At 69.9% G+C, this 12,159-nt stretch carries 9 protein-coding genes; 3 read left to right on the top strand and 6 right to left on the bottom strand.

Going from position 1 to position 12,159, the window contains the following annotated elements; all coding sequences use genetic code 11:
- The first annotated feature begins 18 nt into the window (after positions 1 to 18).
- Both AB0G04_RS07660 and AB0G04_RS07655 read left to right on the top strand, forming a co-directional pair.
- Positions 19 to 567 carry a helix-turn-helix domain-containing protein gene (locus tag AB0G04_RS07660; protein WP_360978195.1) on the top strand — a complete coding sequence of 183 codons (549 nt, stop codon included), beginning with the start codon at positions 19 to 21 and terminating at the stop codon, positions 565 to 567.
- Positions 568 to 641: 74 nt separating this feature from the next.
- Complete coding sequence (locus tag AB0G04_RS07655; protein WP_360978192.1) at positions 642 to 2,909, top strand: MMPL family transporter; 2,268 nt, start codon at positions 642 to 644, stop codon at positions 2,907 to 2,909.
- A gap of 123 nt (positions 2,910 to 3,032) precedes the next feature.
- Here AB0G04_RS07655 and AB0G04_RS07650 read toward each other — a convergent pair whose 3' ends face one another.
- The 6 genes from AB0G04_RS07650 to AB0G04_RS07625 form a co-directional block, all read right to left on the bottom strand.
- Complete coding sequence (locus tag AB0G04_RS07650; RefSeq protein ID WP_360978188.1) at positions 3,033 to 4,136, bottom strand: glycosyl hydrolase 53 family protein; 1,104 nt, start codon at positions 4,134 to 4,136, stop codon at positions 3,033 to 3,035.
- 23 nt (positions 4,137 to 4,159) lie between these two features.
- Positions 4,160 to 5,257 carry a glycosyl hydrolase 53 family protein gene (locus AB0G04_RS07645; RefSeq protein WP_360978184.1) on the bottom strand — a complete coding sequence of 366 codons (1,098 nt, stop codon included), beginning with the start codon at positions 5,255 to 5,257 and terminating at the stop codon, positions 4,160 to 4,162.
- A 59-nt stretch (positions 5,258 to 5,316) separates the two neighbouring features.
- Positions 5,317 to 6,333, bottom strand: coding sequence for a LacI family DNA-binding transcriptional regulator (locus AB0G04_RS07640; protein WP_360978180.1), 1,017 nt, complete (start codon positions 6,331 to 6,333; stop codon positions 5,317 to 5,319).
- A gap of 14 nt (positions 6,334 to 6,347) precedes the next feature.
- Positions 6,348 to 7,187, bottom strand: coding sequence for a carbohydrate ABC transporter permease (locus AB0G04_RS07635; protein ID WP_360978177.1), 840 nt, complete (start codon positions 7,185 to 7,187; stop codon positions 6,348 to 6,350).
- Positions 7,188 to 7,189: 2 nt separating this feature from the next.
- Positions 7,190 to 8,161: a sugar ABC transporter permease gene (locus AB0G04_RS07630; RefSeq protein WP_360978175.1), complete on the bottom strand. Its 972-nt coding sequence runs from the start codon at positions 8,159 to 8,161 to the stop codon at positions 7,190 to 7,192.
- A gap of 64 nt (positions 8,162 to 8,225) precedes the next feature.
- Entirely contained in the window at positions 8,226 to 9,536 is a 1,311-nt protein-coding gene (locus tag AB0G04_RS07625) for an extracellular solute-binding protein (RefSeq protein ID WP_360978172.1), read from the bottom strand.
- Between the two features lie 206 nt (positions 9,537 to 9,742).
- On the opposite strand from AB0G04_RS07625, the gene AB0G04_RS07620 reads away from it, so the two are divergent.
- Entirely contained in the window at positions 9,743 to 11,995 is a 2,253-nt protein-coding gene (locus AB0G04_RS07620) for a beta-galactosidase (protein ID WP_360978169.1), read from the top strand.
- Positions 11,996 to 12,159: the final 164 nt, after the last annotated feature.

The raw sequence follows: 12,159 nt of genomic DNA, 5'->3' as shown, positions 1-12,159 counted from the left end.
CGGTCTACGGTGGTCCCCATGCCCCGTCCCACCAAGCAGCAGATCGACGACGAGATCCTCGAGGCCGCGGCGCACCTGTTCGCACGGCACGGATTCCGCGAGACGTCGGTCCAGCGGATCGCGGACACGGTCGGCTACTCCAAGACCGGCCTGCTGCACCGGTTCCCCACCAAGGAGGCGCTGCAGACGGCGGTCATCGGCCGGTGCGTGGAGCAGATCCGCGACACCGGTGCCGATGTCGCGGCGCTCCCCGCCGGACCGGAGCGGGACCGGGTCGTGCTGACCGGGCTCGCCCACCTCGCGGTGGCCCAGCCCGGCATGGTCGCTCTGCTGCTGTCCTCGATGCTCGCCGAGCCGGACAGTGAGATCGGGCAGGCCCTCGCGGTGATCGGGCAGACCCTCGCCGAGGCGTTCGGTGACGAACCGCACGCCGACATCAGCCGGGCCCTGCGGGTCACCGGGGCGCTCGGCGCCGTCGCGGTGGCCAGTCTCGCCCTCTGCGACCAGCTCACTGCCGACGCGCCTGCCCGGCTCGCCGAGATCGGGTTCCACGCGCTCGGCCACTGATCGGCTTCCGCTTCGCCGGACGCCACCCCTCGTACCACCGGCATTTCGGTTTTATCACGAGAAAAGGAAGCTTAATGGCAACGCTGCTGCACCGGCTGGGGCTGGCGTCAGTACGGCACCGAATACTCGTCACGATCGCCTGGCTCGTGGCACTCGCCGCGGTCGCCGTCGGCGCCGGTACCCTCTCCGGCGCCACCGCGAACAGCTTCAGCATCCCCGGCCAGGAGTCGACCACCGCCCTGTCACTGATGAAGGAGCGGTTCGGGGACGCGTCCGCGGGCGCCACCGTCCAGGTGGTGCTCGAGGCCCCGGCCGGCCAGAAGATCACCGACCCGGCGAACGCCCCGAAGGTCGCCCAGATCGTCGCGGCCCTCGGCAAACTGCCCGGCGCGGCCGGCGCCACCAACCCGCTCGATCCGAAGGCACCGGCCGTCTCCCGTGACCAGATCGCGGCGTACAGCTCCGTCACCTACCCGGTGCAGCCCTCCGAGGTCACCGACGAGCAGCGCGACGCGATCAACGTGGCCCTCACCCAGGCCCGCACCACCGGGCTCACCGTCGAGGCCCGCGGCGAGGCACTGAGCAACCCGGCCGACATCGGCGGCGCCTCCGAGATCCTCGGCGTCGTGGTCGCCCTGATCGTCCTCGCCCTCACGTACGGCTCCCTGATCGCCGCCGGCATGAACCTGCTCACCGCGATCGTCGGCGTCGGCATCGGCGCGGCCGGCATCGTCACCCTCACCGGCTTCACCGAGCTGCAGTCCACCACGCCCATCCTCGCCGTCATGCTCGGGCTGGCCGTCGGCATCGACTACGCGCTGTTCATCGTCACCCGCTTCCGGCACGAACTGCGGCGTGGCCTGCCGGTCGACGCCGCCGCCGCAATGAGCGTCGGCACCGCGGGCGCGGCCGTCGTCACCGCCGGCCTCACCGTGGTCATCGCGCTGGCCGGCCTGTCCGTCGTCGGCATCCCGTTCCTGTCCGAGATGGGCATCGCCGCGGCGGCCACCATCGTGATCGCCGTTCTCGTCGCGATCACCCTCGTCCCGGCGATCCTCGGGTTCATCGGTGAGCGGGCCCTGCCCCGCAAGCTGCGCGGCACCCCGGCACCCGCCGCCACCGCTCGCCCCGCGTCCGTCGGCGCCTACGCCCCGGCGCACGCCGCCGCCTCCTCGGCTGCCACCGCTGCCGACGATCTGCCGGTCGGGCGTGGCTTCATCCGCGGCTGGGCGAGGCTCGTCACCGAGCAGCGCTGGCTCAGCCTGATCGTCGCGGTCGCGGCGCTCGCGGTCATCGCCGTCCCGTTCTTCTCGATGAAGACCACGCTCGCCCAGCGCGCCGCCGAGGGCACCACCCAGGCCCGCGCGCAGGCGATCATCGACAGCCGCTTCGGTCCCGGCGTCAGCACCCCGCTGCTCGTCCTGATCGACGGCCCGAAGTCGGCCGGCCACGCGACAGGGGTCCAGAAGCAGGTCGCGACTTTGCCCGACGTCGCCATGGCACTGCCGGCCCGCCCGAACCGGGACGGCTCCGCCGCACTGATCACGATCATCCCGGCGTCCGGCCCCGAGGATCAGAAGACCGTCGACCTGGTCCACGCCATCCGTGACCGGGTCGCCGACGCCGACGGCGCGAAGGTGTACGTCACCGGCAACACCGCGGTCAGCATCGACGTGTCGCAGAAGCTCAACGACGCGCTGCCGGTCTACCTGGGCCTCGTCGTCGGCCTGGCGTTCGTGCTGCTGGTGCTGGTGTTCCGCTCGCTGCTCGTACCGGTCGTCGGCGTGCTCGGCTTCCTGCTCACCATCGGGGCGGCCTTCGGTGCCACGGTCGCGGTCTTCCAGTGGGGCTGGGCCGCCGACGCCGTCAACGCCGGTTCCACCGGCCCGATCCTGAGCCTGGCACCGATCATCATCGTCGGCATCCTGTTCGGGCTGGCCATGGACTACCAGGTCTTCCTGGTCTCCCGCATGCACGAGGCGCACGCCCACGGCGCCGCGCCCCAGCACGCGATCGTGACCGGATTCCGGCAGGCCGCCCCGGTCGTCATCGCCGCGGCGACCATCATGTTCGCGGTGTTCGCCGCCTTCGTGCCCGAGGGCAACGACACCATCAAGCCGATCGCCTTCGCCCTCGCGGTGGGCATCGCCTTCGACGCCTTCATCGTCCGCATGATCGCCGTGCCGGCCGCGCTCGCCCTGCTCGGCCGCTCCGCCTGGTGGCTGCCGTCCTGGCTGCGCTGGCTGCCCGAGCTGGACGTCGAAGGCGCCGCCCTCGAACGCCACCCGCCGTCCGTCGGCGGGGCCCACGCCTCGCCGGACCGCGTACCCGCCGGCGCCTGAGCGCCACCGATCCGGCACGGGGCTGGCCCGCACCGCTGTCTCACCACGTCCGAGACAGCGGTGCGGGCCAGCTGGTTTGTAACGGCCGGCAGGGAAGGCCGGGACGGGTCGTGGAACGGCGGGTCAGGCCGTCCACCTGATGTACGGGTTGACCTTGCCGCCCCAGTCGAAGGTGGCCATGTTGTCCCAGCCGTTGCCGGTGCCGTTGATGTTCTCCGGCGCCCAGCCGTTGCCCTTGATGGCGTACCAGGTGGGTTCCCAGTAGAAGACACCGATGGCTCCGGCGTTGCGGGCCGTGTTCTGCACCCAGGTGAACTGCTGGGCCTGGCCCGCCGAGGTGGCCGGGATGTTGTCGCAGAGCACGGTGCCGGGGATGGAGTTCTTCTCGCTGTCGGCGTCGCCGGTCGTGAACTGGTACGCCGTCTCGACGATCACCACCGGCTTGCCGTAGCGGGTCCGCGCGTCCACGATCACGTTGTACAGGTTGGCGAGTGTGCCGTGCCACATGCAGTAGTACGACAGACCGGTGAGGTCCCAGTTCACCCCGGCCGCCCGAATCCCGTCGTAGAACCAGCGCATGTTCGTCATGCTGTCCGCGTCGGCGGTGTGGATGATCACCTGGGTGCCGCTGTTGCAGGCCTTCGTGGCGTTGTAACCCTGCTTGAGCAGCGACGCCAGCGGCGCGAAGTTGCTGTTGACGACCTGCCCGCGGGGCCACAGCATGCCGGTGTTGATCTCGTTGCCGATCTGCACGCTGTCGGGGGTGAGCCCGGCCGACTTGAGGCTGGTGCAGACGTCGTAGGTGTAGTTGTAGACGTCCTGCTGCAGTTGGTTGAGCGTGTGGCCGGCCCAGGCCGCCGGCGGATACTGCTTGCCGGGGTCGGCCCAGGTGTCCGAGTAATGGAAGTCGACCATGAGGCGCAATCCGCGCGCCTTGATCGCCGCGGCCTGCTGGAGCACCTTGGCCTTGTTGTTGTAGCCGCTGGCCGGGTTGTTCCAGACGCGCAGCCGGGCGTAGTTGACGCCGGCGGTCTTGAGGATGTCGTACGGGTTGGCCTGGACACCGGAGGCGTTGTAGTACTTGCCACCGAGGTCGAGCGTGCGCTGCAGCGACGACACGTCGGCACCGAGCATGGTGAGGGGGGCGGCCTGTGCGGGGGCGGGGTTGACTGCCACGGCGATCGCGAGAACCGCGGCCGTGACGGCAGCCTTGAGGGACGGTTTCATACTGCGCTCCTTGAAACGGGGATTTACCGGAGCCAGCGGACGTAGGGGTTGATCCGTCCGCTGTCATCGAAGGTCGCCATGTTCTCCCAGGCGTTGCCGGAGTTCTCGATGTCCTCGGTGTCCCAGCCGTTGCGGGCGATGCCGGTCCAGGTGGGTTCCCAGTAGAAGACGCCGATCGCCCCGGCGGTACGGGCGGTGTCCTGCACCGCGGCGAAGGCCTGGGCCTGTCCCTGCTGCGTGGCGGGGATTCCGTCGCAGGGCGCGGGGGACAGGATGATGTTCTCGAGGTGGTCGTAGTTCTCGGTGGTGTACGGGTACGCCGTCTCGGCGATGACGACGGGCTTGCCGTAGCGCGACTTCACGTCACCGATGACCGTGGCCAGGTTGTCGAGCGAGCCGTGCCACATGCAGTAGTACGACAGCGCCGTGATGTCCCACTTCGCACCGGCCGCGGTGATGCCGTCGTAGAACCAGTGCGCCGCGTCGATGTTGCCGGCCAGTGCCGTGTGCACCAGCACCTGTGTCTTCCGGCTGCACGCCTTGGTGGCGTCGTAGCCGGCGTTCAGCAGTTTCGTGAGCGGGCCGAAGTCGCTGTTGCTGACGTATCCGGTGGGCCAGAGCATGCCCGTGTTGATCTCGTTGCCGATCTGCACGCTGTCCGGGACGGTGCCCTGCTTCTTCAAGCTGGTGCAGATGTCATACGTGTAGTCGTAGACATCCGTTTCCAGCTCCGGCAGGGAGTGCCCTTCCCAGGCTTTCGGGGTGAACTGCTTGCCCGGGTCGGCCCACGTGTCGGAGTAGTGGAAGTCGATCAGGAGCTTGTGCCCGGCGGCCCTGGCGGCCCGCGCCTGGGCCAGGACCTTCTGCTTGTTGGAGTAACCGCTGGTCGGGTCGTTCCAGATGCGCAGCCGGACGTAGTTGACGCCGGCCTTCTCGAGGATCTCGTACGGGTTGTCGCGGCGACCGCGGGCGTCGTAGAACTTCTGGCCAAGTTCGAGGGACCGCTGAAGGGTGGAGACGTCGGCGCCACGCATGGTGAGGCCGGACTTCTCCCGGGCGAGGGCGGGTGCGGGGATGAGGGCCACCGCGAGGACGGCGGCAGCGATGAGGGACGGTTTCATGGCACTCCTTTGTGGTCGTCCATGACGAAAGGGGTGTGAAAGGGGGAAACGGGGGAAGATCAGGCGGGGGAGCTGCCGCGCACCACGAGACTCGTGGGCACGGTGATGGAGAGTGGGGTACGCCCGGCGATCACATCCGTGAGCAGCCGGACCATCTCTTCGCTGATCCGTTCCAGTGGATGACGAACCGTGGTGAGCGGCGGTTCGGTGGTGGCCGCCAGCCCGGAGTCGTCGAAGCCGACGACCCGTACGTCACCGGGCACCTCGCGCCCGGCCTCGCGCAGCACCGGCAGGGCCGCAGCGGCCATCGCGTCGGACGCGGCGAACACGCCGTCCACGTCCGGCACCCGGTCGAGCAGGGTCCGCATCCCGTCGGCACCGCTCCTGCGACTCCAGTCGCCGTGGACGATGTAGGCGGGGTCGACCGTGATGCCGGCCGCGGCCAGCGCGTCGGTGTAGCCGCGCAGCCGGAACACCCCGCCGAAGGTGTCCTGCGGCCCGGTGATCGTGGCGATCCGCCGGCACCCCTGAGCGAGCAGGTGCTCCACCGCCGAGCGGCCGCCGCCCCAGTCGTCGGCCGACACCGAGCTGATCCGGTCCTCGAAACCGAGCACCTGCCCGCACGCCACGATCGGCACCTCGGCCTCGACCAGCTGCCGCAGCAGCGGGTCGCCGGAGTGCGGCGACACCAGCAGCACCCCGTCGACGTGCCCGCCGGACAGGTAGGCGACGGCCCGGCTGCGCTCCTCGGGGGTCGACGCGATCATCAGGATCAGCGTCAGCTGCCGGTCGGACAGCGCCTGCGCCACCCCGCGCAGCAGCACCGAGAAGTTCGGGTCCTCGAAGAGCAGGTGCTGCGGCTCGGTGAGCAGGAACGCGATGGACCCGGACTTGCCGGTGGCCAGCGACCGGGCGTGCGGGTTGGCCGTGTAACCGGTGCGGGAGATGGCGTCGCGGACGGCCCGGACCGCTTCGGGGCTGACCCAGTCCCGTCCGTTGAGCACCCGGGAGACCGTCGCGTAGGACACTCCGGCCTCACGGGCGACGTCGCGGATGGTGGGCCGTTTGCGCGACACGTTCGGGATCATAGTCAGGCCTTGACCCCGCCGGCGGCCAGGTCGACCTGCCAGTAGCGCTGCAACGTCAGGAACAGGGCGATCAGCGGGACGATCGAGACGAGGGCGCCGGTCACCACCGCGGTGTACATCGACGGCTGGTTGGCGCCCTGGTTGAGCAGCCCGTTCAGGCCGACCGTGATCGGGTAGAGCCGGTCGTCGCCGAGCATGATGTACGGCAGCATGAAGTTGTTCCAGATCGCGACGAACTGGAACAGGAACACCGTCACCAGCCCGGTCCGCATCATCGGCAGCACCACCGCGCCGAAGGTGCGCCACTCTCCCGAGCCGTCGATGCGCGACGCCTCCAGGATCTCGGTGGGCACCGCCGCGGCCGCGAAGATCCGGGCCAGATAGATGCCGTACGGGCTGATGAAGCTGGGCAGGAGCACGGCCCAGTAGGTGTTGGTCATCCCGAGCTTGGCCAGCAGCAGGTACTGCGGGATGGCCAGGATGACGCCGGGCACCAGGACACCGGCCAGGATCACGTTGAAGACGGTGCCCTTGCCGGGGAAGTCGAACTTCGCCAGCGCGTACCCGGCCATCGCCGAGATCAGCGTGGAGACGGCCGCACCGAGCCCGGCGTAGATGACCGTGTTGCCCATCCAGCGCCAGTAGAGGCCGTCGCGGTAGCCGGCCAGGTCGGCGAGGTTGTCGAACAGATGGGTCCCCGGGGCCAGGGTGAACGTGGAGAACAGTTCGCCGGAGCTCTTCGACGACGCGATCAGTACCCAGAGCACCGGGAGCAGGCAGTACGCGGCACCGAGCAGCAGGAGTGCGGAGGCGATCGGGCTGCGCCTCAGGGTGGTGGTCACTCTCAGTCCTCCTGGTTGAAGGCCCGGCGCCCGACGACCTTGAGGAAGCCGAAGGACACGACGAACGTGGCGAGCGCGATGATCACCGAGGTGGCGGCGGCCGCGTAGAGGTCGTTGCGGGCGAACGCGTCCCGGTAGACCTTCATCAGCGGCGTCCAGGTCGTGGAGATCGTGTTGGCGAGCGGCCGCAGCGTCATCGGTTCGGCGAAGACCTGCAGCGTGGCGATGAGCGAGAAGACGAATGTCATCACCAGCGACGGCATCACGATCGAGATCTTGATACGCCAGGCGATGGCGAGCTCGGAGGCGCCGTCGATCCGGGCCGACTCGTAGAGGCTGGTCGGCACGGCCCGCAGCGCCGTGTAGATGACGATCATGTTGAAGCCGGTGCCGCCCCAGACCGCGATGTTCGCCACCGCCCACAGGGTCAGGTCGGTGGAGAGCAGGTTCGGCGCGGTGATGCCGAGCGCCTCGATCGCGTCGTTGATCGGGCTCACCCGGGGCAGGTAGAGGAAGCCCCAGAGCAGCGACGCGACCACCGCCGGTACCGCGTACGGCAGGAAGATCGAGATGCGGGCGAACTTGCCGATCGACTCGCGCGTCCGGTTGGCGTCCAGCAGCAGCGCGAACAGCAGGGCCAGGCCGAGCATGGTGGGGACGACGATCAGGCCGTACGCCCCGACGCGCCCGACACTCGGCAGGAAGTCGGGGTCGGTCAGCGACCGGGTGTAGTTGTCCAGCCCGGCCCAGATCTCGGTCCGCGACTTGGCGCCGAGCCCGAGCCCGCTGACCTTCACCTTGCGCAGGCTGAGGTAGCCGGCGTAGACGATCGGGGCGGCCAGGAACGCGGCGAACAGGAACAGGGCGGGGGCGAGGAAGGCGTACGGGGTTCCGGTGCGCCGGGTGGGCCGGCGACGTGCCGCGACCGCGGGCGGGGTCTTCTCGCGGGGTGCGGCTGTGGTGATCAGCGACATCGCCGACTCTCCTTGTCCGAGGAGTGGTCCTCCCCGGGCGCTCCCGCCCGAGGAGGAGCCGGTCTCATCCGGTGACGTTGAACCCGGCGTTCTTCAGGTCGTCGACGGTGGTCTTCTGCATGGTCGCCAGCGACTCGGTGAAGGCGGCGGCCTTCTTCGCCTCGGCGGCCTTGCCGAAGGTGTCGTTGAAGGCGCTGTAGGCGACGTTCACGTTCGGGCCGTAGGTGAACGGCTTCACCTGCTTGGAGGCCTCACCGGCGATGGCGTAGAAGTCCGGCTGGCCGGCGAAGAACGCCGGCGGGCTGCTCAGGATGCTTGTCGACTCGTTGGCGGCCGGATAGACGAAGGCCTCGGTGGCGAGCAGCTTGAGGGCCTCGGGGTCGCTGTTGAGCCACGCGATGAACTGGGCGGCCTGCTTCTTGTGCTTGGACTGGGTGGTCACGCTGGTGGCCGAGCCACCCCAGGCGCCGGTCGCCGGAGCGGCGGCGTCCCACTGAGGCATCGGGGCGGCCTTCCACTTGCCCTTGGTGTCCTTGGCGCTGCCGTCGAGCACACCCGGCGCCCACACGGCGCTGACCCAGCCGACCTGGGTGCCGTCGTTGAGGGCCGCGTTCCACTCCGGGGTGTACATCGGCTTGTTGTCGACGACGCCCTTCTCGACCAGTCCACCCCAGTACGCGGCGACCTTCTGCGTGGCCGCGTCGTTGATGTTGACGGTCCAGGACTCGCCGTTCACGCCCCACCAGGAGGCGCCGGCCTGCTGGGCGAGGCCGGTGAACAGGCCCGCGTCGTTGGCGGAGAAGGTGCCCAGGTACTGCTTCGGGTTCGCCTTGTGGATCTTCTCGGCGGCGGCCGCGTACTCGTCCCAGGTTTTCGGCGCCTGCAGGCCGTTGGACTCGAAGACGTCGGCGCGGTAGAAGAACATCAGCGGGCCGGAGTCCTGCGGGACGCCATAGACCGCCTCCGAGCCGAGGGTGACGCCGTTCCACGTACCGGCCGGGAATTTGTCCTTGACCGAACCGACCTCACCGGCGATGTCGGCGAGCGCGTCCGAGGAGACCAGGGTGGGGATCTTCTGGTACTCGGCCTGCATGATGTCCGGCGCGCCGGAGCCCGCCTTGATCGCGGTGAGCAGCTTGACGACGGCCGGGTCGCCGCCGTCCTGCTTGTTGACGGTGACCTGGATGTTCGGGTTCTTGGCGTTCCAGGCCGCGACGACCTTGTCCATGTTCGGCGCCCAGGTCCAGTAGTTCAGGGCAACCTTCTGGTTCGGGTCGGTGGTCTCCTCCGGAGAGTCGCTGCTGCTGCAGGCGGTGGTGGTGAAAAGGGCCGCGGCGGTCAGAGCCGCCATGAGCGGTGCGAGTTTGGTTTTCATCGATCCTCCTTGATCGGCTTGGCCGGTGACGGGAAGCCGGGCGGAAACCGCCGGGAAGCGTGTCGCTCCGGTCGGCCCCTGTGACCGGTTACAGTGCTGGTGTTACGGCCTTGTGTCAAGCCCTTGCATCGCACCCGTTACGCCTGTGTATCGTTCGGGCTCGCCGGCCTGTGACCGGTTACAGTCAAGTCGCAAGGAGCTGATCCATGTCCGAGCCGCTCGCCGTACGCCATCAAGCCTGGGCGACTCCGCTGCGCCGGCCGCGGATGAGCAACGACGAGGACGCGCGCCCCGGACTGTCGCTGACCAACCGCTACCTGAGCCGTGACGGCGTGCCGCTCATCCCCGTCTCCGGCGAGCTGCACTACAGCCGGGTGCCTCGCGCGCGATGGGCCGAACGGCTGCGGCAGATGAAGGCCGGTGGCGTCACCGTGGTGGCCAGCTACATCTTCTGGCTGCACCACTCACCGGCGCCCGGCGAGACCCGCTTCGACGGCAACCTCGACATCGCCGCGTTCGTCGACCTGGCCGCCGGGATCGGCCTCGACGTGGTGCTGCGGATCGGGCCGTGGTGCCACGGCGAGACCCGCAACGGCGGCTTCCCGGACTGGGTGCAGCAGGCCCCGGTCCGGCACCGCACCGACGACCCGGCTTACCTGGCGCTGGTTACGGAATGGTTCGCCGAGATCGCGGCGGCCGTCGGCGACCGGTTCGGCAAGGTCCTCGGCATCCAGCTGGAGAACGAGCTCTACGACCAGCCGGGTCACCTCGTCACCCTCAAGCGCCTGGCCCGCGAAGCCGGCATGTCCGCACCACTGTGGACCGCCACCGCTTGGGGCGGCGCGGACCTGCCGGCCGGTGAGGTCCTGCCGCTGTACGGCGGCTACGGCGACGGCTTCTGGGTGGACGCCGACGCGCCGTGGGACCCGACCTTCCGCGACCACTACTTCTTCTCCCACGTCTGGGACGACGCCGGCATCGGCGCCGACGTGCGGCGGGCCCAGGCGATCGAGGCGGCGTCCGGCGGGCCGCGTACCCCGTCCGACGAGTTCCCGGCGGCCACCTGTGAACTCGGCGGCGGCATGGCCACCGCCTACCACCGCCGCCCGCGCCCCGAGGCGCTCGACGTCGCCGCCATCGCCCACTGCAAGATCGGCAACGGTTCGGCCTGGCAGGGCTACTACATGTACGCCGGCGGCACCAACCCCGGCCCCGGCCTGCAGGAATCCCACGCGACCGGCTACCCCAACGACATCACACCCCTCGGGTACGACTTCCACGCCCCGATCGGTGAGGCCGGCACCCTGGCGCCCAGTCACGCCGCTCTGCGCAGCCAGCACGCCTTCCTGTCCGCGTTCGGACATGCTCTGGCGGAGATGCCGTCCAGCCTGCCGGACGTGCGGCCGACCGGCGTCGAGGACGCCGAGACGCTGCGATGGGCCCTGCGCAGTGACGGCGAGAGTGGTTTCCTCTTCATCTCCTGGCACCAGCCGCACCTCCCGCTGCCCCGATTCGAGGGAGCCCGGTTCCGCGTCACGCTGTCGTCGTCGCGGGTGATCGAGTTCCCGTCCAGGCCGGTCGACATCCCGCCGGGCACCCTGGCCCGCTGGCCGCTGAACCTCACGGCGGGCGGCACCACGATCACCTGGGCCACCGCCTCGGCGCTGACCCTGCTTCCCGGTGACGTACCGACGCTCGTCCTGCTGGCCGAGCCCGGTATCGACGTCGAGATCGCCGTGTCCGGTTCCGTTCACGCGGTCACCCCCGCCCTCACCCCGCGGCGTTTCGGCGGGCTCGACGTCCTGGTCCTCCCGGCCGGGACGGCCGGATCGGTCTGGGTCGCCGAGGACGGTGGCCGCCGCCTGTTCCTCAGCGACGACGAGCTGCAGTGGGACGCCTCCGGCACGATCACGGTCAAGGCCGTCAAGGACATTGCGGTACGGCGGTACGACCCCACGGCCGGTGCCTTCACCCCGGTGACCGTTCCCCAGCCCGTGCGTCCGGTGACCGAACCGGTGACCGTCGAGCGGCTGCGGCCGGCCGCCCCCACGGTCCCGGTCGCCTACGGCAAGCACGACGGCCGTCCGTCCGCACCCGCCCCCGACGTCTTCGACGAACTGGCCGCCGTCCACCGCCTGCGGCTGCCGTCCTGGGCGGCCGATCCGGCCCGTGACCCGCTGCTGCGCGTCCTCTGGGCCGGCGACGTCGGTGAGCTGCGCGTCGACGGCCGCCCGGTGACCGACCGCTACTGGGACGGCTCCGGATGGACGGTCAACCTGACCGATGCCGGATACCGGGAGGGCGCGCAGGTCACCCTCCATCTGCTGCCGCTGGCGGCCGGTTCCCCCGTCTCGCTGCCCACCGAGGCCCGCTCACGCCTGGCCGCGACCGAGTCGCAGCTGCTGGCGATCGACGTCGTCGAGGTGGTGGGCCGCACCACCGCCACCGTCATCCCCTGACCGGCCGGGGAGCGCGGGCTCCGCCAGGGCCGCGCTCCCCGGCCACCGGCGGGCGGTGATCCGGTGCGGCTCGCCGGGCGGACGCGTCCGGGGCAAAGGTGTCGCTCGTTGAGATGAGTGGCCGGGTGGGACGGACTACCGGACGGGTTGTTGCATAGTAGGGT

The sequence above is a fragment of the Actinoplanes sp. NPDC023801 genome (assembly GCF_040639655.1).
Lineage (GTDB): Bacteria > Actinomycetota > Actinomycetes > Mycobacteriales > Micromonosporaceae > Actinoplanes.
The sequence above is the reverse complement of the archived record's forward strand: the minus strand, read 5'-3'. Positions and strand labels throughout refer to the sequence as shown.